The sequence below is a fragment of the Brucella pecoris genome, assembly GCF_006376675.1.
GTDB lineage: Bacteria > Pseudomonadota > Alphaproteobacteria > Rhizobiales > Rhizobiaceae > Brucella > Brucella pecoris.
In genome coordinates this window covers 400,024-422,605 of the sequence record NZ_VEWK01000001.1, presented here as the reverse complement: position 1 = coordinate 422,605, position 22,582 = coordinate 400,024, and the positions used below count along the sequence as shown (strand labels likewise).

Below are 22,582 nucleotides of genomic sequence, written 5' to 3'. Positions count from 1 at the left end.
GAATTTGCCAGAATTGGAATCTTGCCCGCAGATAGGTAGGCCAAACAGCCACGTGGTAAAGTCACTTAATCTTACGACGCTCTATCAATCTCGAGCGCGATCTACAAAAAATGCCCTCGACTGGCCCCAATTATTAACCTGCAATTTTGCGGAGAGATTTTTAAGAAAGTCGAGATATCAGGGACTTGTTGAGTTCGCACACAGCCCCTTGAAACAAGGGGAAGACCGTAGAATCTCCGATTCGCAAAGCCGATCTGGCGCTGGTTTCTAACCGGTAGCGGGCGGAGCCTTGCGGTCACCGCAAGGAGTAGAAACATGGATTATTCGACCTCTGAAATCGACGCTACATGGGGGTCGAAAACAGGACTGGGCACCACGCAAGTCGAATGGATCGAGCTAATCAGCGGCCTGCCCGAAGAACATGCGCGCCTTCTCCGTGATCTGATCAGCCGCCATCGCGAGCAATTTGTCAGCGTTTTCTATAGCCGCCTCATGAGTAACCGCGATGCCGCCACTTTTCTCTCCCAGAAAATGGTACAGGAGCGACTGCATAATTCGCTGAGCGACTGGCTTTTGAAAATGTTCCAGAGAAACGCATGCGATGTCGAAGCATTCATCCGCGAGCAGCGCAAGGTTGGCGAAGTTCATGCCCGTATCGACGTACCGATCCATGTCGTTATGCAGGGCGCGCGTCTGCTCAAAAACGAGATCGTTCGTCAACTGAGTCTAGAGGTTGCTTCACGTGAGGTCCTGGCGCACCTTATCGTGCATGTCAGCAACGCCATCGACATCGCGATTGAAATCATGAGCCAAGCTTTCGTCAAGGACGCGCGCGAAAGCGCCCAGACCGATGAAGCTTACCGGGCCTTCACGCTCAGCCACGATTTTCCCCTTGAGCGCGAATCGCAACGCGCCGCGCTCATGGAATGGAGCCAGTCACTCCTCTTCAACCTGTACGGCAATTCCGACAGTCCGCTTCACTCGCTCGCAAGCTCGGATTTCGGATTGTGGTTACAGCACAAGGCCGATCTCATGTTCTCCAACTCCGCTACATTGGAGAATATCCGCCGGAATGTAGACCATATAGACGATAATCTACTGCCGGCCATCAACAATGCACGCAAGGACAATCCCGTCGAACTGGCCGCCTCACTTGCACTGTTTCAAACCAAGATCGGTGAGATGAAATTCCTGTTGTCTGAACTGTTTCAGGCGGCCGCTGCAATGGAGACGGGCCGAGATCCGTTGACGCGTGCACTCAACCGCCGTTTCATGCCCTCCATACTGACCCGCGAAGTACGTATGGCTTCACAAAGGGCTATGAATCTGAGCGTTCTGATGATCGACATCGATCATTTCAAGAACATCAACGACACCTATGGACACAGCGCTGGCGATGCAGTTCTTCAGCAAGTTGCCGGGGCGATCCTGTCACTATGCCGTCCAAGCGATTTCGTGTTCCGCTACGGCGGGGAAGAGTTTCTGGTCGCCCTTGTGGAGGCCAACGAAAGCAAGGCTTTTGCGATTGGTGAGGAACTGCGCAACCAGATAGCGCAACAGCCAATGAATCTTCCTGATGGCGCACGCCAGTCTGTGACTTTGTCTATCGGTGTTGCAGCATTCAACGGTCATCCAGACTATAGTCATCTCGTCAACGCCGCTGACCGCGCCCTATACCGGGCAAAACAAGCGGGGCGTAATCGATGCGAAAAGGAAGTGCCGCTCGCGATTCATTGATCGGGGAGGCATTTTGACATCTGGTGGTCACGCTACAAAACCGCCATATGCTTTCATCATGATGAATAGTTCTACCTCCCCCATTTTCGAGACAGATTCACAGAAGCCGCGTGAACGCGATGCACTGGAGACTCATTTTCTGCCGCTCCTGGCGGATGCGCCTCCCGTGGACTGGGTCGTTACAGAAGGACTTACGGACTATGAGGAAGCTCTCGCTTTCATGGAAGCACGTGTCCAGGCTATTCGGGAAGATACTGCAAATGAACTTGTTTGGCTGGTTGAACATCCGTCGCTATACACCGCAGGCACCAGCGCCAATGCAAGCGATCTCCTGACTCCAGACAGTCTCCCCGTCTTCAACACTGGGCGCGGCGGTGAGTATACTTATCATGGCCCCGGCCAGCGCGTCGCCTATGTAATGCTCGACCTGAAACGTCGCCGCGAGGACGTACGCGCCTTCGTGACAGCACTTGAACAATGGATCATTGAAAGCCTTGCCGAATTCAACGTCAAAGGCGAGCGTCGCGAAGATCGCGTCGGCGTATGGGTGACACGGCCAGAAAAGCCCTGCCTTCCAAATGGCACCATGTGCGAAGATAAGATCGCGGCCATAGGCATCCGCCTTCGCCGCTGGGTCAGCTTTCACGGCATCGCCATCAATGTCGAACCAGATCTCAGTCATTATTCTGGAATCGTTCCTTGCGGAATCGCGGAACACGGCGTCACCAGCCTCGTAGATCTGGGATTGCCGGTGACGATGAGCGACCTGGACGTCGCTATGGGAAAAGCTTTCGAGGCAGTCTTCGGCGCACGTCAGCTCAAATAGCTGCCTGGCCGCTAAACCACTGCATCAGCTTTCACGCGGCGCTCGCGCATGAAAACATAGAAGCCTGATCCAACAATGATCGCAATACCACACCATTTCGATGGCGTCGGGAAATCGCCGAACAAGATCAGGCCCACCAGAACAGCATTGACGATTTCCAGATATTGGAACGGTGCGAGCATGGATGCTGGTGCGAGCTTGAATGCCTGCACGACCATCAGGTGGCTTACCGTGCCGATGGTTCCCAGAAGCAACAAAAGCAGCCAAGGCTGGATGCCACGAGGCAGACCGAAACTCAGGTCGCCAAGACCCGCTGCAGTTCCGAAAATCATCGCAATCCCGGCGAACACCCATCCGCCTACGCCCGCATAGAACTGCATTACAAGCGGGCTCTCCTTGGCGCCGTATTTGCGGTTCAGGATCAGATAGATCGCGAAGGTTACGGCTGTTGCCAATGGCAGAAGCGAGACAGCGCCGAAAATCTCGAAACTCGGCTGGATCACGATCATCGTGCCGATGAGGCCGACACCGACAGCACTGAACCTTCTCCAGCCCACTTTTTCCTTCAGGAAAATGGCCGAAAGGAGCGTCAGAATAAGCGGCTCTGCAAAGAAGACAGCCATCGCATCCGCCAGCGGCATATATTTTACCGCCGTAAAGAAGCAGAGCCCACCGAACCCCATTAACACACCACGAATGAGATTGCCCGCCAGATGCTGTGTTCGCAGCGCAGCAAAACCGCCAACAATGAGCAGGATAAAGAACATCAACCAACACTGAATAAAGAAACGCATGAAGGTGACAGTTGCCGGAGGCATATTGTCCACCATGGCAAGCCACTTGCCGATGGCATCCATCAGCGGCAGCAGAAGCACCGAGAGCACCATAATCGCCATGCCCTTTACGTGCGCTTCCATGCCGCTTGTTGCGCTGCTCTGCATTTCAAACTCTCGGTATTCTGACCATTCCCCGTCATCGCTCTATGCGAACTGCCACAGCGTTTCCATCCAATTTGATCGGAAATGTCCTGCTTGTTTGACTTTCGCCTTCTTTCTGGTGCAAATCAGTTCCGTTCTGAACAAAACCCTTTGAAAAAGCAGTGCGAAAGCGGAACGTAAGGCGAACTTTAGTCGCCTTTCGCGGGCGCGCGTGGCATCATTTAGGTGATTCGCGAACAATATTTTCCGGTCGATGGCGAGCAGGCTCGGCAGCGCCCCCCTGAAATTCAGATAGAGAGCTTTTCGGAACAGATGGACGATAGCAACGATCTCTTCTCGAGAGTGGTCAGCAATGCCCGGGAACGGGAACAGGGGCGACAGGGTGAAAAACCTGATGCGCCACAACCTGTTGCGCAGCCGGTAGCAGCGCCGTCACCCTCCGTTCCGAAACCGGTCACGGTCAAGGCGCCGCCTGCTTCATCGGCAGGCGACGACTATAACGCATCATCCATCCGTGTTCTGGAAGGCCTGGAGCCGGTGCGCCTGCGTCCCGGCATGTATATTGGCGGTACGGACGAAAAAGCTCTGCATCATCTCTTCGCTGAAGTCATTGACAACTCGATGGACGAAGCGGTCGCGGGGCATGCCAATTTTATCGAAGTCAGTTTTGACGCCGATGGTTTTGTTACTGTTTCGGACAACGGACGCGGCATTCCCGTGGATGAACATCCCCAGGTACCCGGAAAGTCTACGCTCGAAGTCATCATGACCAAGCTGCATGCGGGCGGCAAGTTCGACGGGAAGGCCTATGAAACGTCGGGGGGGCTGCACGGCGTTGGCGTTTCGGTGGTGAACGCCCTTTCCGATATGCTGGAAGTGGAAGTCGCACGCAATCGCCGTCTTTATCGCCAGCGCTTCTCGCGTGGCATTCCGCAAGGCGGACTGGAAGAGCTCGGCGAAGTGCATAATCGTCGCGGTACCCGCGTCCGTTTTCACCCAGACCCCGATATTTTTGGCAAGACAGCACAGTTCGATCCGCATCGCCTCTATCGCATGGCCCGCTCGAAAGCCTATCTGTTCGGCGGTGTTGAAATCCGCTGGAACTGCGATCCATCCCTGCTCGATCCTAAGAAGGAGACACCTGAAAAGGCCGTGTTCCACTTCCCCGGCGGCCTGAAAGACTATCTTGAGGCGTCGCTTGGCAAGGAACATCAGGTCACACGGGAGATTTTTGCGGGCAAGACCGAAAAACAAGGTGGACATGGGGCCGTAGAGTGGGCGGTTTCGTGGTTCGGTGGTGACGGTTTCGTCCATTCTTACTGTAACACCATTCCGACCGGGGATGGAGGCACGCATGAAGCGGGCCTGCGTATTGCCTTGACGCGAGGGCTAAAAGCCTATGCAGAACTGACCAACAACAAGCGCGCTTCGATCATTACCACTGATGACGTTATGGTATCGGCTGCGGGCATGCTGTCGGTCTTCATCCGCGAGCCGGAATTTGTCGGTCAGACCAAAGACAAGCTTGCGACCGTCGAGGCGCAGCGCATCGTGGAAAATGCTATCCGCGATCCATTCGATCACTGGCTTGCCGCCTCTCCGCAGGAAGCATCTCGCCTTCTGGAATGGGTGATTGACCGCGCGGACGAGCGTTTGCGCCGTCGTCAGGAGAAAGAAACGGTCCGCAAAAGCGCAACGCGCAAGTTGCGCCTGCCCGGCAAGCTTGCCGATTGCACGCAGAACGCAGCCGCAGGGGCAGAACTATTCATCGTCGAAGGTGACTCGGCAGGTGGTTCAGCCAAACAGGCACGTAATCGCGCCAATCAGGCTATTCTGCCGTTGCGTGGTAAGATTTTGAACGTTGCCAGTGCCGGACGCGAAAAGCTGACGGCAAACCAGCAGATTGCTGATCTGATTCAAGCACTCGGCTGCGGTACGCGCAAGAATTATCGGGAAGACGACCTGCGTTATGATCGCGTTATCATCATGACCGACGCCGACGTCGATGGTGCGCATATCGCATCGCTGCTCATCACATTTTTCTATCAGGAGATGTCCGACCTGATCCGCAATGGTCATCTCTATCTGGCAGTGCCTCCGCTTTTCCGCTTGAGCCAGGGCGGAAAGGTCGCTTATGCGCGTGATGAAGCGCACAAGGACGAGCTTCTGCGCACCATGTTCACCGGACGTGGAAAAGTGGAAATCGGGCGCTTCAAAGGCCTTGGCGAAATGCGCGCCGAGCAGCTCAAAGAAACGACCATGGACCCGAGGAAACGCACTCTGCTGCGTGTTCAGGTGGACGAAGATTATATCGATGAAACCCGCAACACCGTCGATGAACTGATGGGTACCAAACCGGAAGCGCGTTTCCGTTTCATTCAGGATCGGGCGGCTTTCGTGGAAGAACTGGATATCTAGTGGATTGAATTTGACGTTTGAATCCCGGCTGATACAGATGCTGCTTCAAACGTCAAATTCGAAAAATCCACTAGATACATATGCTTGCTAGTGGTCTCTTTGATTTCGACATTTGTCCGACGCTTGTAACCGAGGGATGCAAATGTCGGAATCAGACCACTTGAGCGCGTCTCCAGAGGTTTCTCTGCGAATTCTGAGAAGCTAGAGCGCATCCCGAAAAGTGTGAAACGGTTTTCGGAACAAGATGCGCGTAAAAACAAAAAGATAGAGCATTCCCAATGATTCAATCAAAACAGGAAATGCTCTAGTAGAGAAAACCTGAAATGCTGAGGCGGCATGAACGGCAATTCGCAAACGCAATGCCGTTCATTTTCTTTTTCAATAGAGCCTCATAAATTACTGATAAATGAGGACTTCAAGCTTTTACATCGATACCGAGCTTGGCTTCGATCTCCTCGATCGATTCTTTAACAAAGAAAGTCTGATCCGTGCTCAGCGTCACAATGCGTGTGCCGGTTCCATAAGCATTATAGGAAAGAACGTGATTGAAATTCACGGCGAGCTTTTCACCATTCACTTCCGTCAGCATGATCCACATCGCTTGCCCTCCTCCTGATATTATCCTCTCTAGAGAAGAATAGGCGTGATGGAACATTCGGCAACAGTTGCGACAGTATGGGCTTTCAAAGCTTGGTGCACATCCTCACTTTTTCGACTGTTCTTCCGAAACTTTCAGACCATTCTTCGCCGCGCCAATCGATCCGAAAACCAGCCCTTTTGTAGAGGTTGAGAGCGGGAAGATTGTCCGCGTGAGTGCCGATCACCGCTTCGTCAAAGCCATCAAGTAGAATCTGTGCCATCAGCGCACCAAGAAGGTGCCTACCAATCCCCTGCCCTTGGCGAAGCGGATCAACCCATAAATCGGAAATGTAATTGCTTTGAGGCACCCTCGCGCCCCAGCCCGCAACGATCCCAGCCCTTTCGGCAATCAGGACACAATCTGTATTTGCGTGAAGGTCGCGCTGGAACTTGGCTTCCAGAGCTTCATGCTTCTCGGCAGTTAGTTCAATATCGCGAGCCGCAATTCGCCAGGCTCGGACCGCTAATGCAGCCATAGAAACAAATTCGCCGGGGAAACCCCGGCGAACAAGAAGATCAATTTTTACCACCACTTTGCCGGATTAAACCGTCCGGCAGCCTGTTCAATAGCGTGAGCCGCCTGAAACAATGTCTCTTCCTCGAACGGACGTCCGATCAGTTGAAGACCCAGCGGCAGACCTTTCTCATTGATACCGGCAGGTACGGCAATGCCCGGAAGACCGGCCATGTTGACCGTTACCGTGAAGATGTCGTTGAGATACATCTTGACCGGATCGTTGGCGAGATCCTCATCGGCAAGACCAAAGGCAGCTGAAGGCGTTGCTGGCGTCAGGATCGCATGTACGCCCTTGGCGAATACGTCTTCAAAGTCCTTCTTGATCAGCGTACGTACTTTCTGCGCACGCAGATAATAGGCATCGTAGTAGCCTGCCGACAGAACATAGGTGCCGATCATGATACGACGCTTTACTTCCTTGCCGAAGCCAGCTGCTCGGGTCTGTTCGTACATATCGGCAATGTCCTTGCCGGGTACACGCAGACCGTAACGCACGCCATCATAACGGGCGAGATTTGAAGAGGCTTCCGCCGGTGCCACGATGTAATAAGCGGGCAGCGCATATTTCGTGTGTGGCAGCGAAATATCGACAATCTCAGCACCGGCATCCTTCAGATACTGGATACCCTTCTGCCAAAGCTCCTCAATCTCATCCGGCATGCCATCAACGCGATATTCCTTCGGAATGCCAATCTTCATGCCCTTGAGCGACTTACCGATCGCAGCTTCATAATCCGGAATAGGCAGATCGACCGATGTGGTATCCTTCAGATCAAGTGAAGCCATGGATTTCAACAGGATAGCCGCATCACGCACGTCGCGGGCAATCGGTCCTGCCTGATCGAGCGACGAAGCGAAGGCAACCGTGCCCCAGCGCGAAACGCGGCCATAGGTCGGCTTGATACCAACCGTGCCGGTGAAGGCTGCGGGCTGGCGGATCGAACCGCCGGTATCAGTTGCGGTGGCGCCGGCGCAAAGCTGTGCGGCAACAGCGGCAGCCGAACCGCCCGACGAACCACCCGGCACCAGATCCGCGTTGGAACCATTGGCGCGCCAAGGGTTTTTGACCGAACCGTAATAGGAGGTTTCGTTGGACGAGCCCATGGCGAACTCATCCATGTTGAGCTTGCCGAGCATAACTGCACCATCAGCCCACAGATTGGCTGTGACGGTTGACTCATATTCCGGCTTGAAGCCATCGAGAATGTGGGAGCAGGCCTGCGTATGTACGCCCTTGGTGGCAAACAGGTCCTTCACGCCGAGCGGAATGCCTTCCAGTGCACCCGCTTCACCCTTGGCAATACGCTCATCCGAAGCCTTGGCCATCGAGCGCGCCTGATCGTGAGTCACTTTCACGTAAGCATTGATCGCGTCATTCGCGGAATCGATAGCGGAAAGATAGGCGTCGGTGAGTTCGGTCGCGGTGATGGCTTTGGCCTTCAGCTTGTCGCGCGCCTCGGCAATGGTCAATGCGGTCAGTTCGCTCATCGTCAAATCCTGTCAGTGCGCCTCAACGAGACGCTTTTCAAAAAAGGCGCTGTATTCGGAATCCGGATAGTCCAGAACCACACCGCAGCGCGTAAAACCTGAATTCTCATAAAGCCGCCATGCACTGGCAAAACCGGGTCCCGTGCCCGTTTCGAGTACAAGGCGGGAAATGCCATTCGCCCTTGCCTGATCGACAATCGCACCCACCAGAACCGAACCAACGCGCTTTCCGCGCACTTCCGGAAGGGTGAACATGCGCTTCACCTCGCCGACACCATCTTCGTGCATCTTCAAGGCACCGCAGCCGACAGCCTTGCGGTCTTCATCGCGCGCCACGAAGACCGTCGTATCCGGCCCCGCCATCTGCTCGACCGTCATCTTGAACTGGAATTCCAGCGGTGACAGCGGCAGAAGATACGCATTCAGTCCTTCGACCAACGCGCGCACATCGTCCTGCAAGGGGGTCTCGATTGAAACCCGAATGGCCATAACCTACTCCACGACCTTTGGTACAACGAAGAAATTGTCTTCCGTAACCGGTGCATTTGCCACCACCGCAGCAGCAATGCCACCATCCGTTACCTTGTCCTCGCGCATGCGCATGTCCATCGGCGTAACGGAAGTCATAGGCTCGATACCATCGACATTGACTTCATTCAGTTGCTCGACGAAGCCCAGAATAGCATTAAGTTCGCCAGTCATGCGTTCTGCATCGTCATCACTGACGGCAATGCGCGCCAGATGCGCGACGCGCTTGACGGTAGAAATATCGACGGACATCCTGTTCTCCGCAAATGCTAGATCGGGCGGCGAACCGCCACCCTGAAAAGTTTTCCTACCGGCTATAACGGCGTGATTGTTGAAGCGCAACAATTCTTGCACTTCAACAGGCCATTAGAAGCTGTGAACCGTTCCTGCACGATCGGTCAGCACCTTGGCTTCCCGATGATCGGTCATTCCGGCCACGAACTTGTCCGCCGTCTGATCAATGATCGGGAACGAGCCATAATGGCACGGCAGTATGGTGCTGAAGTTGAAATAACGCTGGCATGCGAGAGCTGCAACCGCACCACCCATTGTGAAACGGTCACCAATGGGAACAATTCCTATCTCAGGCTGATGAAGCTCATTGATAAGCCCCATGTCCGAGAAGATATCCGTGTCACCCATGTGATAGAGCGTTGGCGCATCTTCGAAATGGAATACCAGACCATTCGGATTGCCCAGCGCCTGCGAGACACCGTTTTCCGTCAGCATTGCCGAGGAGTGGAGCGCATTGACGAAGGTAACGGTGAACCCGTCATGCGCCACCGTGCCACCTGTATTGCCAGGATCGAGCTTTTCCACGCCCTGACTGCCAAGCCAGCTTGCAAGATCGGCATTGGCTATCACTGTCGCGTCGTGTTCCTTGGCGATAGCTACCGTATCGCCCACATGGTCGCCATGGCCGTGGGTCAGCGCAATGTGGGTTACACCCTTGGTCGCATCCTTGAAATCGATGCCCTTTGCACCCGGGTTTCCGTTCAGAAACGGATCGATGAGGATAACAGCCTTTGCCGTTTCAACGCGGAAAGCGGCGTGGCCAAGCCAGGTAAGTTTCATCAAGTCTCTCCTCAATCTTTGTTTCCGGCTCGATTTCCGGTTTGCGAACAGATATGACGCCGATAAAGTTGAAGGCAATAAGAAACCACTTCAAAATCCTATGAGGTCCAATGGCTGTCGTTGAAATCGAGGAAATTCCGGCGCTGCTTCAGTCCGGGCAGACGATTGCCGGACTGGATCTGGGAACCAAGACCATCGGCCTTGCAGTGTCTGATCTCGGTCTTTCCTTCGCGCATCCGCGCCCCGTTATCAAACGGGTGAAATTTTCCATCGACGCACAGGTGCTTCTGAAAGCGCTCGACGTCGACAAGGTCGGCGTTATCGTCATCGGTTTGCCTGTGAATATGGACGGAACTTCCGGTCCCCGCGTTCAGGCTACACGGGCATTTGTGCGCACCATGCAGCCTTTGACCGATTTACCCTTCGTATTCTGGGATGAGCGTCTGTCGACCGTCGCTGCCGAACGGGCACTGATTGGCATGGATGTTTCGCGCGGCAAACGGGCCGAGCGCATCGATTCGGCCGCAGCAGCCTTTATTCTGCAAGGTGCACTCGACCGCCTGCATAGCATCAGGCGGTCGGCATCTGATGATTACGACGCAGGATAGAGCTGGTCGAGAATCCTTTCGGCGTTGTGGCGCGCGTCCAGCATGCCATAGGTCGAACGCCACTGACCGCCAAGACGGGTCTCGATGAACGCATCGGCCACATCGTCGGCCCCAAGCTGACGCAGTTCCGCTGCTGCTGCCGCATAGGCCAGTTGCTCAGTCAAAAGACGCGCGACGCCCGGATCAGTTTCGGTAAGCTGCAATGCAGCACGCAACACATCAAGTGTCCCCTGTCCGCGTGGGCCAAGCTGTCCTCCGATCCATTCCAGCACTTCATCGAAAAGACCAGGCGCGCGGGACAGCACCCGCGCCACATCCAATGCCATGACATTGCCGGAACCCTCCCAGATCGCATTGACCGGGGCTTCGCGATAGGCACGTGCAAGATTGCCTTCCTCAATGTAGCCGTTGCCGCCAAGACACTCCATCGCTTCATAGAGAAGCGCGGGCGCGATCTTGCACACCCAGTATTTAACGACCGGGGTCATACATCGCGCAAAAGCCGCTTCAGCGCGATCACTGGCGGCCATATCGAATGCGCGTGCCAACCGCATGGAGAGCGCAGTCGCGCCCGCAACATCGAGCGCCATGTCGGCAAGAACGCGCTGCATCAAGGGCTGCTCGACAAGAGCCTTGCCGAATATCTGACGATGACGGCTGTGATGCACTGCTTCGGCGAGGCCCGAACGCATCAGACCTGCTGATGCGACAGCACAATCAAGCCGTGTCAGCGTGACCATATCCATGATGGTTTTGACGCCTTCACCGGGATTGCCGATCAGATGACCGACCGCACCGTCAAATTCAACTTCCGAAGAAGCGTTGGATTTGTTGCCGAGCTTGTCTTTCAGACGCTGGAAAAAGAACCCGTTCCCGTTTCCCTCGGAAGTGAGGCGCGGTAGCAGAAAACAGGACAGGCCTTCTTCCGCCTGCGCGAGCGTCAGAAAAGCATCCGACATCGGCGCGGACATGAACCACTTGTGGCCAGTGATGATATAAGTGCCGTCATCGTTACGGGTTGCACGCGTCGTATTGGCGCGCACATCGGTTCCGCCCTGTTTTTCGGTCATGCCCATGCCGAGTGTAATGCCATGTTTGGCAAGAGCAGGTTTCTGCGAAAAGTCATACTTGCGCGACAAAATGGTCGGCGACCATTCCTTATAGGTCTCCGGCGATGCCATAAGTGCCGCAAGCGACGCGCTGGTCATGGTAATCGGGCAAAGATGCCCCGCCTCAAGCTGAGCCGTCAAAAAAAAGCGCGATGCGCGGGCCTGATGACGGCGACCACTTTCGAGTGGATTGCCTTCCCATATGGAACAATGCAAGCCCGTCGCAATGGAACGGCGCATCAGCGCATGATAGGCAGGATGGTATTCGACAAGGTCGATACGGTTGCCCTGCCGATCGTGTGTGCGTAATTTCGGCAATTCGGTATTGGCGAGACGAGCGAGATCCTGTGCTTCAGCCGACAACACAAAACGGCCCGTCTGTTCCAGATCGGCATGCAGCTCCTTCGGGAATCGTGCCGCAATCTGCATCAGAAGCGGATCATCCAGATAGGCATTGTTGCCCGTCATGGGCGGCGTCTGGTTGGTAACGTCGTGCGTTTTCAAAAGCTCGTTCCGTATTGTGCGATTCAGTTCAATTTACGTTTCTTGCATTGCATTTGCTAAAATTTTGCCATCCCGAACTCAATTTGTCGTCAGGACAGCACAGGTTTTTCTTGGTGAATCGGCCGAAGCCATTATAAGGACGGTTGCGGGACCTGCCTCATGGTCCTATACGGGTGACTTGCCATGACAAATCAAACGGTCCCTCCGCTTTTCCCTCACCGCCACCTGCTGGGCATCAAGGGGCTTTCGCCCCTGGACATTCTCTGCCTTCTTGATCTTGCCGATCAGGAAGTCGCTGTTTCCAGACAGCCCGAGAAGAAAAAGTCCGTCCTGCGCGGTCGCACGCAAATCAATCTCTTCTTCGAAGCATCGACACGAACGCAATCGTCGTTCGAGCTGGCCGGAAAACGGCTCGGCGCCGACGTTATGAATATGTCGGTCGGCAATTCGTCGGTCAAGAAAGGCGAAACGCTCATCGATACCGCGATGACGCTGAACGCCATGCAACCGGATATATTGGTTATCCGTCACGCTTCGGCTGGCGCTGCTGCCTTGCTCGCACAGAAAGTTGGCTGTTCGGTGGTCAACGCTGGTGACGGCGCGCACGAACACCCCACACAAGCACTTCTCGACGCGCTCACCATCCGCCGTGCCAAAGGGCAGATCGAAAATCTGATCGTCGCCATCTGCGGCGATGTGCTTCATTCTCGCGTGGCGCGCTCCAACATCCTTCTTCTCAATGCGCTTGGCGCACGGGTGCGTGTGGTCGCACCGTCCACGCTCTTGCCTTCCGGTATGGCCGATATGAGCGTCGAGGTTTTCAATTCGATGGAAGAAGGTCTGAAAGACGCCGATGTCGTCATGATGCTGCGCCTTCAGCGTGAGCGTATGGCCGGGTCCTTCGTGCCTTCAGTACGCGAATATTTCCGATTCTACGGCCTCGATAAGGAAAAACTCAAAGTCGCCAAGCCTGACGCACTCGTCATGCATCCAGGCCCGATGAACCGTGGTGTCGAAATCGCATCCGACGTCGCCGATGGGCCGCAGAGTGTGATCCAGCAACAGGTTGAAATGGGCGTTGCCGTGCGCATGGCCGTGATGGAAGCCTTGCTCGATCCGCGCCGCAACCCCGGTAATGGGCCCATCAACGGAGAAGCAGCATGAGCGCGATCCTGTTTGAAAACGCGCGCATCGTCGATCCGTCGCGCGGTCTTGATGAAATCGGCAGCGTGCTGATCCATGACGGCAAGATCATTGCAGCCGGGACGGATGCGCGCAATCAAGGCGCACCGGAAGGTGCGGAAATCATTGATCTGGGCGGCAAGGCCGTCCTGCCAGGGCTGGTCGATTCGCGTGTGTTTATCGGCGAGCCAGGCGCAGAGCATCGCGAAACCATCGCTTCGGCCAGCCGCGCTGCTGCTGCCGGCGGTGTCACCTCCATCATCATGATGCCGGACACCGATCCGGTCATTGATGATGTAGCTCTGGTGGAATTCGTCAAGCGGACTGCACGTGATACGGCTGTCGTCAATGTGCATCCGGCGGCTGCGATCACCAAGGGCCTGCATGGCGAAGAAATGACCGAAATCGGCCTGCTGCGCGATGCCGGTGCAGTTGCCTTCACCGAAGGTCGCCAGACAATAGCCAATACCCAGCTTATGCGGCGTGCGCTAACCTATGCCCGCGATTTCAACGCGGTCATCGCCTGTGAAACCCGCGATCCCTATCTCGGCGCGAACGGCGTGATGAACGAAGGCTTATTCGCAAGCTGGCTTGGTCTCTCTGGCAGTCCACGTGAAGCAGAAGTGATTCCGCTGGAACGCGACCTGCGTCTGGCAGCGCTGACTAGCAGCAATTACCACGCGGCGCAGCTTTCTTGCGAAATGTCGGCTGAAGCCGTTCGCCGTACAAAGGATCTGGGCGCGAAGGTGACGGCTGGCGTGTCGATCAACCATTTGTCGCTCAATGAAAACGACATTGGGGAATTCCGCACCTTCTTCCGTCTGTCGCCGCCTCTGCGCAGCGAACAGGATCGCCTGGCCGTCGTCGAAGCCGTAAAAAATGGCACCATCGATATTATCGTTTCGGCTCACGACCCACAGGACGTTGACACCAAGCGCCTACCCTTCGCGGATGCTGAAGCGGGTGCCATCGGCCTTGAAACATTGTTGGGTGCCGCACTTCGTCTTTATCACAATGACAGCATTCCGTTACTGCGGCTGGTTGAGGTTTTGTCGACCGCTCCAGCGCGTATTTTTGGTCTTGATGCCGGTACGCTGAAGCCGGGGGCCAAAGCCGACCTCGCTATTGTCGACCTGGACGAGCCGTGGATCGTACGCGAGGAAGCCCTGCATTCGCTCTCGAAGAACAGTTGCTTCGAAAATGCGCGTTTTCAAGGTCGCGTCGTCCACACCTTAGTGGCAGGCAAAACCGTTTACTCGGCTTGAAAAACACCGCATAACCCGGAACAATCATTCGAAAATTCCGGGTAGGCGGAATCAAGAAACAATAGGGGACGTTCATGGCCGAACCGGGATTTCTTAGCATGACGCTCATAGGAGCGCTCGTCTTCGGCTATTTTCTTGGCTCTATTCCATTTGGCTTGATTCTGACCCGGCTCGCCGGGCTGGGCGATGTCCGTTCCATTGGATCGGGCAATATCGGCGCGACGAATGTGCTGCGCACCGGCAACAAGAAGCTCGCTGCAGCGACGTTGATTTTTGACATGCTCAAAGGCACGGTCGCCGTTCTAGTCGCTTCGCGTTACGGGCCGGACGCGGCTATCGGTGCAGGCTTCGGTGCTTTTATAGGTCACCTCTTTCCGGTATGGATCGGGTTTAAGGGCGGTAAAGGCGTAGCGACCTATCTCGGCGTCCTGATCGGACTTGCATGGCCCGGTGCACTGGTCTTCGCTGCCGTCTGGATCGTAACAGCCCTTCTGACGCGCTATTCCTCCCTCGCGGCACTTATCGCCAGCATCGTTGTCCCCATCGCGCTTTATTCTCGTGGTTATCCTGCGGTGGCGGTCCTCTTTGCGATCATGACGGTCATCGTTATCATCAAACATAAAGCCAATATTGCGCGCCTCTTAAACGGCACCGAAAGCAAGATCGGAGCCAAGGGATGAAGGAAAGTGCGAATTCGAAAACTGGAATTCGCCTCTCTGATCATCAGCGGCTCAACTGGCTGCGTCTCATCCGAACCGACAATATCGGCCCCGTTACGTTTCGCGATCTGATTTTGTTTTGTGGCTCTGCCTCAAGTGCGATCGAAATGCTACCCGATCTCAACATCAGAGGCGGCAGTGCCCGCCCAATCCGTGTCATGTCCATGGACGACGCGGAGCGCGAGCTTGAAGCTATCCAACGTGCCGGTGCCCGTCTCGTCGGAATGGGCGAGCCAGATTATCCATCGCAGCTTAAAAACTGCGAATCGCCACCACCACTGGTTACAATCAAGGGAAATGCTGCCGCGTTTGGCAAGCCACCGGTTGCCATCGTCGGCTCACGCAACGCTTCGGTGATCGGCGCACGTTTCACTGAACGCTTGGCACACGACCTTGGCGAAGCCGGGTTTGCAGTGATTTCCGGACTGGCCCGCGGTATTGATGCCGCTGCGCACCGCGCAAGCATGAAAACGGGAACCGTTGCGGTACTGGCTGGGGGACTCGATCGTCCCTACCCACCGGAAAATCTGCCCCTTTACCGTGATATACCGGAACAAGGTGGAGCACTCATAAGTGAAATGCCAATGGGAGCCGAACCTCGTTCCCGTGATTTTCCACGCCGCAACCGTATTATTGCAGGCTTGTCGCTGGGATTGATCGTCGTGGAAGCCGCCGAGCGTTCCGGCTCGCTCATCAGTGCGCGCATGGCCGGAGACATGGGGCGCATCGTGTTCGCTGTTCCAGGCTCTCCACTTGATCCTCGTGCACGCGGTACGAATCTGCTTCTAAAACAAGGTGCAACATTGGTGACAGAAGCGAACGACGTTATAGAGGCCCTCCAGCCACTGGCTGGTTCAAGCATATATCGGGCAACCATGCCAATGCAGCCCGATCTGTTATCTCCGCTTATGGACGAACCAGAATCGTTCCAACCGATCGCGACAGAGAAACAACGGGAAATCGTCGTCGATGCGCTTGGACCTGTGCCGACCGATATTGACACACTCGTTCGCCATACAGGTATGGATACTGGAGCTGTTCAGCTCGTTCTATTGGAACTAGATTTGGCCGGTAGGCTGCATCGCTATGCTGGGAATCAGGTGGCTTTGGTTCCTCCAGAATAACCATAATTATGCCTCGGATTCATTATGGAGCACCTCTCGAGCTTCGACGAGAGCCATCTCGATCATATAGACAAGCAACGTATGATTCGTGTTCTTTGCCATTAAACCGAGTTGTTCAAGCATTTGTTCAATATATGTTACCGTCTCGAAGCGAGTCGCGGTTTTCAATTCCTCACCGTCTTCCGTGTCTGGAAAACCCGACGTATCGTCCATACCTATCTCCTCGAGAGATAAACTGATTTCTTCACTTCTTATGCTACTATTGGTTTCACTCAACTTAACAGCAACTTTAAGTTGTATTTCGTGATTTTTGTCGTCCTGCTCTTGACCAAACGCTGCCCGCTGTTCATGTGAAGGCAACGAATTTCACGCGGAGAGGAGGTATTTTATCTCCATTGGGCGCGAATCTGGGCTGCTTTAAATGAACGTCGTCGTTGTCGAATCGCCTGCCAAGGCTAAAACCATCAATAAGTATCTGGGCTCGAACTATAAGGTTCTGGCCTCGTTCGGTCATGTGCGAGACCTGCCAGCCAAGGATGGCTCGGTTCGTCCAGATGAAGATTTTGCGATGTCGTGGGAGGTGGATAGCAATTCCTCCAAGCGTCTCGCTGATATTGTCAAAGCGCTGAAAGACAGCGACGGCATCATTCTCGCCACCGATCCGGATCGCGAAGGTGAAGCTATTTCCTGGCATGTCCTTGAAGTGCTCAACCAGAAAAAGGCGCTCAAGGGCAAGACGGTCAAGCGTGTGGCGTTCAACGCCATCACCAAGAAGGCTGTTCTCGATGCTATCGCCAATCCGCGAGACATTGATGAACCTCTGGTCGATGCCTATCTGGCCCGCCGCGCGCTGGATTATCTCGTCGGTTTCACGCTTTCGCCCGTTCTCTGGCGCAAACTGCCAGGCGCACGTTCGGCTGGTCGTGTTCAATCGGTAGCGCTGCGCCTTGTTGCCGATCGCGAGTCGGAAATCGAGCGATTCATTCGTGAAGAATACTGGAATATCGCAGCCCTTCTGAAGACGCCGCGCAATGACGGTTTTACCGCCCGCCTGACCGCAGTGGATGGCAAGAAGCTCGGCAAGCTCGACATCAAGAATGGCGAGCAGGCAACCGGCATTCGCACCATGCTGGAAGGCGCCAGCTTCAAGGCCATTTCGGTCGAAGCCAAGCCGACCAAGCGCAATCCGGGACCACCTTTCACTACCTCAACCTTACAGCAGGCCGCGTCCGGCCAGCTCGGTTTCTCGGCATCACGCACCATGCAGGTGGCTCAGCGCCTCTATGAAGGCGTGGACATTGGCGGCGAAACTGCCGGTCTCATCACTTATATGCGTACCGACGGGGTGCAAATGGCGCCGGAAGCAATCACTGCCGCGCGTCAGGCAATTGGCGAGACATTCGGCGCGAAATATGTGCCGGAAAAGCCGCGCTATTATTCCAGCAAAGCGAAGAACGCTCAGGAAGCGCACGAAGCCATTCGTCCGACCGAATTTTCGCGTCATCCCAAAGAAGTGCGCCGCTATCTCGATGAGGATCAGGCTCGGCTTTATGAGTTGATCTGGAAGCGCGCCATCGCCAGCCAGATGCAGGCCGCCGATATCGAGCGCACCACGGCTGACATCGAAGCCGTCAACGGCTCGCGCTCGGCAATGCTGCGCGCCAACGGATCCGTAACGAAGTTCGATGGCTTCCTCGCCGCCTATATGGATCATCGCGAGGAAGAGGACGACGACGAGGATAGCGCAAAGCTGCCGGAAATCCGCAGCGGCGAAACGCTTGCACGTGAGAAGATCGATGCCACCCAGCATTCGACCGAACCGCCACCGCGCTATTCGGAAGCTTCGCTCATCAAGAAGATGGAAGAACTTGGCATCGGCCGTCCTTCGACCTATGCCGCGACGCTCGCCACGCTACGCGACCGTGAATATATCACAATCGACAAGCGCAAGCTCATTCCCGAACCCAAGGGCCGTCTGGTCACAGCCTTTCTTGAAAGCTTCTTCAAGCGTTATGTGGAATATGATTTCACGGCAGACCTTGAGGAGAAGCTCGACCTTATTTCCGACGGCAAACTTTCCTGGAAAGATGTGCTGCGCGATTTCTGGCGCGACTTCTCCGGCTCTGTCGATGACATCAAGGAATTGCGCGTCACCAATGTTCTCGATGCCCTGAACGAAGAGCTGGCGCCGCTGGTTTTCCCGGCACGCGAGGACGGCAGTGATCCGCGCTCGTGTCCGACCTGCGGCACAGGCATGCTGTCGTTGAAACTTGGAAAATATGGCGCATTCGTCGGCTGCTCCAACTATCCGGAATGCAAATATACCCGCCAGCTCGGCGGCGACGCCAATGGTGAATCTGCGGCCGCCGACGAACCAAAATCACTCGGCAAGGACCCGTTCACTGGTGAGGAAATCACCGCACGGACCGGTCGTTTCGGTCCCTATGTCCAGCGTGGCGAAGGCAAGGAAGCCAAACGCGCCAGCCTTCCGAAAGGCTGGACTGTCGATGCGCTCGACCATGAGAAAGCCGTTGCGCTTCTGTCTCTGCCACGTGATATCGGGCAGCATCCGGAAACCGGCAAGATGATTTCCGCTGGCATCGGCCGCTACGGTCCCTATGTCAGTCATGACGGCACTTTCGCCAATCTGGAAAACGCCGAGGAAGTTTTCTCGGTCGGCCTCAACCGTGCCGTTTCTGTGCTCGCGGACAAGCAATCCAAGGGCGGTCGTGGGCGGTCTACCCCAGCGGCATTGGCAACGCTCGGCGATCATCCCGAAGGCGGTTCGATCACCGTCCGTGACGGTCGCTATGGGCCTTATGTCAACTGGGGCAAGGTCAACGCCACCTTACCGAAGGGCAAAGACCCTGCAAGTGTCACGCTGGAAGAAGCATTGGCGCTGATTACGGAAAAAGCTGGCTCTTCCAAGAGTAAAAAAGCCCCTGCTCGCAAAGCTTCGGCCAGCGTTGAAAAGAAAAACGCTGCGAAGAAGCCTGCCGCCAAGAAGGCAACAGCAAAAGCCCGGTCGACAGTCAAGTCGAAATCCAAGGCCGAGGCGGTAGAGGAGTAGCAATTGGCACGCCGTTTTCCCAAATCCGATACCGGTCGGTCCGCGCGGACCGAGCGGCGTGCAGCCCAAGCAAAGTCCATCGACGCCAAGAACGATCCCAATGCGTTCCTGCCGACCCGTGAAGAGGTTCTCAAGTATATCGAGGAGAACCCGGACCGGGCAGGCAAGCGTGAACTGGCAAAAGCATTCAACATCAAGGGCGATGCGCGGGTCTATCTAAAAGATCTTCTGCGCGAGCTTTCGGACGAGGGCTTGGTTGAAAAACGCGCCCGCAAACTGTCCCGCCCCGGTGCATTGCCTGCCGTCACTGTGCTTGATATTACTGGGCGCGATGAGGATGGCGGATTGCTCGCTCGTCCGGCAGAATGGGACGAAGCTGGCTATGGCAAGCCGCCTGTTGTCCTGATCCGCCGCACTCGGCTCAACAAAGCCTCTGAAGGCGGGCCGACGGTCGGCGTGGGTGATCGGATTCTGGCAAAAATATTCCGCAATGACGATCACGACGGACCGGATTACACCGCCCGTGTGATGAAGCGTCTCGAACATCGCACGAATGCAGTGCTTGGTGTTGTGCGCAAGCTTGGCAACGGTGAATGGCGACTGGACCCGGTAAACCGAAAGCAGCCGGAAGTGCAGCTCGATCCAGCCCAACTGGAAAATGCCGAAGCTGGCGACCTTGTCGAAGTAGACCTGATTTCATCGCGCCGCCAGGGATTGCCGCGCGGCAAGGTTCGACAAGTGGTCGGATCTATCGACAGTGAAAAAGCCCTGTCGATGATTGCCATTCACGAGCATGAAATTCCGCATGTTTTTCCGACTGAGGCACTTAACGAAGCGGAAGCCGCCCAGCCTGCGACGCTGGAAGGCCGCGAAGACTGGCGCGCCATTCCACTTCTAACCATTGATCCGGCAGATGCCAAGGATCATGACGACGCGGTTTATGCCGAACCGGACAAAGACCCGGAAAATGCAGGCGGTCAAATTGTCATCGTGGCTATTGCCGATGTAGCCGCCTATGTACGCCCTGATTCTGCACTTGACCGTGAAGCACAGAAGCGCGGTAATTCGGTTTATTTTCCGGACCGCGTCGTGCCGATGTTGCCAGAGCGGATTTCGAACAATCTCTGCTCGCTTCGTGAGTTGGAAGATCGCCCGGCCTTGGCCGTCCGTATGGTTTTTGCGGCGGATGGACGCAAGAAATCGCACAAGTTCCATCGCGTCATGATGAAATCGGCGGCGAAGCTTGCTTATTCACAGGCCCAGGCTGCCATTGATGGCGCGCCGGATGATAAGACCGCGCCCATTCTCGACAGCATATTGAAGCCGCTGTGGAACGCCTACGCCGTGCTGAAGCGCGGGCGGGATGTCCGCGAACCGCTGGAACTCGACCTGCCGGAAAAGAAAATCCTGCTCAAACCTGATGGGAAGGTGGATAAGGTTATCGTTCCGGAACGGCTCGATGCGCACAAGCTCATCGAAGAGTTCATGATTCAAGCTAACGTCGCCGCCGCCGAAACGCTGGAAGCGCGCCGCCAGCCTTTGATTTTCCGCATTCATGATGCACCGGCACTTGCCAAGCAGGAAACCCTGCGTGAATTCCTGCGTACGCTTGACTTGAGCCTCGCCAAAGGCGCTGAACTCCAGCCAGCGCAATTCAACCGGATTCTTGAGGCTGTTGAAGGTTCGGACCATCAGGAGCTGGTCAATCAGGTGGTGCTGCGCACGCAGAGCCAGGCGGAATATAGCCCTGATAATATTGGACATTTCGGTCTGCATTTGCACCGTTATGCACATTTCACCTCGCCGATTCGCCGCTACGCTGACCTCATCGTTCACCGCGCCCTGATCAAGGCCCTGAACCTTGGCAGCGATGGCCTGACCACGGATGAGGAAGCGCATCTCGAAGAAATTTCTGCGCTGATCTCCTCGACCGAGCGTCGGGCAATGCTGGCCGAACGCGAAACCGTGGACCGCCTCATCGCGCACTTCCTCGCCGCGCATCTCGGTGATGAATATGAAGGACGTGTTACTGGCGTCACGCGAGCAGGTCTTTTCGTTAACCTTGCGACATATGGCGCGGATGGGCTGGTACCCATTTCAACTTTAGGTCATGAATACTATTTATATGACGAAGCGAACCATGCGATCGCCGGTGAACGGAGCGGTAAAGGCTTCCGGCTGGGCGATACAGTGACGGTTCGTCTTGTAGAAGCGCTCCCCGTCGCGGGTGCGCTTCGTTTTGAGATGGTTTCGGAACCGCATCCTCTGCCAATGTCGACCCGTTCGCACCATAAGGCAAGTCGGACGATGCGTGGGCGAAGGGGTAAACCCGCGGGTATTCCGCGTCAGAAGAGAAGAGGTCGCTGATGAGCACGCTGGAGGCCAATTCCGCGCAAGATGTACAAGTTTTCGGTGGCGAAAGCCCCAAGGCTGCCCACCCGAAACGTCCTTTGGGTGAAGCCTTGTGGCGTGGCTTTCGCGGGCGCTGCCCGCATTGCGGCGAGGGAAAGCTTTTCCGGGCATTCGTAAAGCCGGTAGCGCAATGTTCTGTCTGCGAGGAAGACTACACGGAACAGCGTGCAGACGACCTTCCGGCCTACCTAACCATTTTGATCGTGGGACACGTGGTTGTCGGCGCCTTCATGGGTGTGGAAGCAACAACCAATCTGTCGCTTTGGGCGCATATGGCAATCTGGGGTCCTTTGACTGTGATTTTGTCGTTGCTCCTCTTGCAGCCGATGAAGGGGGCGACCATCGGTCTGCAGTGGGCACTTTACATGCATGGTTTCGGTGGCAAGGGCGAAGGTGAATATGGCGATGTGACCTGAACGTCACT

The 22,582-nt window shown here is 55.5% G+C and carries 20 protein-coding genes; 11 read left to right on the top strand and 9 right to left on the bottom strand.

Features of this window, described 5'->3' with window-relative positions; all coding sequences use genetic code 11:
• The first annotated feature begins 315 nt into the window (after positions 1 to 315).
• The gene (locus FIB18_RS01950; protein WP_140019162.1) at positions 316 to 1,737 is read left to right on the top strand and encodes a GGDEF domain-containing protein; all 1,422 of its coding nucleotides are present in this window, start codon (positions 316 to 318) and stop codon (positions 1,735 to 1,737) included.
• Between the two features lie 58 nt (positions 1,738 to 1,795).
• Complete coding sequence (gene lipB / locus FIB18_RS01945; RefSeq protein WP_140019161.1) at positions 1,796 to 2,563, top strand: lipoyl(octanoyl) transferase LipB; 768 nt, start codon at positions 1,796 to 1,798, stop codon at positions 2,561 to 2,563.
• Between the two features lie 11 nt (positions 2,564 to 2,574).
• Here the strand turns inward: lipB and FIB18_RS01940 are convergent, their stop codons facing one another.
• Positions 2,575 to 3,504, bottom strand: a complete 930-nt coding sequence (locus FIB18_RS01940) for a DMT family transporter (protein WP_140019160.1) — start codon at positions 3,502 to 3,504, stop codon at positions 2,575 to 2,577.
• A gap of 309 nt (positions 3,505 to 3,813) precedes the next feature.
• Between FIB18_RS01940 and parE the strand changes: the two genes are divergently transcribed.
• On the top strand, positions 3,814 to 5,919 hold the full coding sequence (gene parE / locus FIB18_RS01935) for a DNA topoisomerase IV subunit B (RefSeq protein WP_140019390.1): 2,106 nt from the start codon (positions 3,814 to 3,816) through the stop codon (positions 5,917 to 5,919).
• A 415-nt stretch (positions 5,920 to 6,334) separates the two neighbouring features.
• Here parE and FIB18_RS01930 read toward each other — a convergent pair whose 3' ends face one another.
• The 6 genes from FIB18_RS01930 to FIB18_RS01905 form a co-directional block, all read right to left on the bottom strand.
• Positions 6,335 to 6,517 carry a flagellar FlbD family protein gene (locus FIB18_RS01930; protein WP_010658857.1) on the bottom strand — a complete coding sequence of 61 codons (183 nt, stop codon included), beginning with the start codon at positions 6,515 to 6,517 and terminating at the stop codon, positions 6,335 to 6,337.
• 85 nt (positions 6,518 to 6,602) lie between these two features.
• Complete coding sequence (locus FIB18_RS01925) at positions 6,603 to 7,088, bottom strand: GNAT family N-acetyltransferase (RefSeq protein WP_235894802.1); 486 nt, start codon at positions 7,086 to 7,088, stop codon at positions 6,603 to 6,605.
• Positions 7,082 to 8,563: an Asp-tRNA(Asn)/Glu-tRNA(Gln) amidotransferase subunit GatA gene (gene gatA, locus FIB18_RS01920; RefSeq protein WP_140019158.1), complete on the bottom strand. Its 1,482-nt coding sequence runs from the start codon at positions 8,561 to 8,563 to the stop codon at positions 7,082 to 7,084. Before gatA ends, FIB18_RS01925 begins: the two co-directional genes overlap by 7 nt.
• 12 nt (positions 8,564 to 8,575) lie before the next feature.
• Positions 8,576 to 9,052 (bottom strand): GNAT family N-acetyltransferase, encoded by a 477-nt coding sequence (locus FIB18_RS01915; protein ID WP_140019157.1) that lies wholly within the window; start codon positions 9,050 to 9,052, stop codon positions 8,576 to 8,578.
• 3 nt (positions 9,053 to 9,055) lie between these two features.
• Positions 9,056 to 9,343 carry an Asp-tRNA(Asn)/Glu-tRNA(Gln) amidotransferase subunit GatC gene (gene gatC / locus FIB18_RS01910; protein WP_140019156.1) on the bottom strand — a complete coding sequence of 96 codons (288 nt, stop codon included), beginning with the start codon at positions 9,341 to 9,343 and terminating at the stop codon, positions 9,056 to 9,058.
• A gap of 114 nt (positions 9,344 to 9,457) precedes the next feature.
• Positions 9,458 to 10,165: a metal-dependent hydrolase gene (locus FIB18_RS01905; RefSeq protein WP_140019155.1), complete on the bottom strand. Its 708-nt coding sequence runs from the start codon at positions 10,163 to 10,165 to the stop codon at positions 9,458 to 9,460.
• A gap of 110 nt (positions 10,166 to 10,275) precedes the next feature.
• On the opposite strand from FIB18_RS01905, the gene ruvX reads away from it, so the two are divergent.
• A complete protein-coding gene (gene ruvX, locus FIB18_RS01900; protein WP_140019154.1) occupies positions 10,276 to 10,773 on the top strand; it encodes a Holliday junction resolvase RuvX in 498 nt (165 codons plus the stop codon).
• Here ruvX and FIB18_RS01895 read toward each other — a convergent pair.
• A complete protein-coding gene (locus FIB18_RS01895; protein WP_140019153.1) occupies positions 10,758 to 12,386 on the bottom strand; it encodes an acyl-CoA dehydrogenase family protein in 1,629 nt (542 codons plus the stop codon). The two genes, ruvX and FIB18_RS01895, sit on opposite strands and share 16 nt — an antisense overlap.
• Before the next feature lie 183 nt (positions 12,387 to 12,569).
• Between FIB18_RS01895 and FIB18_RS01890 the strand changes: the two genes are divergently transcribed.
• From FIB18_RS01890 to dprA, 4 genes are all read left to right on the top strand, one after another.
• Positions 12,570 to 13,550, top strand: coding sequence for an aspartate carbamoyltransferase catalytic subunit (locus tag FIB18_RS01890; protein WP_140019152.1), 981 nt, complete (start codon positions 12,570 to 12,572; stop codon positions 13,548 to 13,550).
• A complete protein-coding gene (locus FIB18_RS01885) occupies positions 13,547 to 14,833 on the top strand; it encodes a dihydroorotase (protein WP_140019151.1) in 1,287 nt (428 codons plus the stop codon). The genes FIB18_RS01890 and FIB18_RS01885 overlap by 4 nt, the downstream gene beginning before the upstream one ends.
• A gap of 74 nt (positions 14,834 to 14,907) precedes the next feature.
• Positions 14,908 to 15,513, top strand: coding sequence for a glycerol-3-phosphate 1-O-acyltransferase PlsY (gene plsY / locus FIB18_RS01880; protein ID WP_140019150.1), 606 nt, complete (start codon positions 14,908 to 14,910; stop codon positions 15,511 to 15,513).
• Positions 15,510 to 16,676: a DNA-processing protein DprA gene (dprA, locus tag FIB18_RS01875; RefSeq protein WP_140019149.1), complete on the top strand. Its 1,167-nt coding sequence runs from the start codon at positions 15,510 to 15,512 to the stop codon at positions 16,674 to 16,676. The genes plsY and dprA overlap by 4 nt, the downstream gene beginning before the upstream one ends.
• A 6-nt stretch (positions 16,677 to 16,682) precedes the next feature.
• Here dprA and FIB18_RS01870 read toward each other — a convergent pair whose 3' ends face one another.
• Entirely contained in the window at positions 16,683 to 16,889 is a 207-nt protein-coding gene (locus FIB18_RS01870; RefSeq protein ID WP_140019148.1) for a hypothetical protein, read from the bottom strand.
• A gap of 208 nt (positions 16,890 to 17,097) precedes the next feature.
• Here FIB18_RS01870 and topA point away from each other — a divergent pair, with 208 nt between their 5' ends.
• From topA to FIB18_RS01855, 3 genes are read left to right on the top strand one after another with little or no spacing between them, the layout of a single operon-like run.
• A complete protein-coding gene (gene topA / locus FIB18_RS01865; RefSeq protein WP_140019147.1) occupies positions 17,098 to 19,746 on the top strand; it encodes a type I DNA topoisomerase in 2,649 nt (882 codons plus the stop codon).
• Positions 19,747 to 19,749: 3 nt separating this feature from the next.
• Positions 19,750 to 22,113 carry a ribonuclease R gene (gene rnr, locus FIB18_RS01860; RefSeq protein ID WP_140019146.1) on the top strand — a complete coding sequence of 788 codons (2,364 nt, stop codon included), beginning with the start codon at positions 19,750 to 19,752 and terminating at the stop codon, positions 22,111 to 22,113.
• The gene (locus FIB18_RS01855; protein WP_140019145.1) at positions 22,113 to 22,574 is read left to right on the top strand and encodes a DUF983 domain-containing protein; all 462 of its coding nucleotides are present in this window, start codon (positions 22,113 to 22,115) and stop codon (positions 22,572 to 22,574) included. The genes rnr and FIB18_RS01855 overlap by 1 nt, the downstream gene beginning before the upstream one ends.
• Positions 22,575 to 22,582 lie beyond the last annotated feature (8 nt).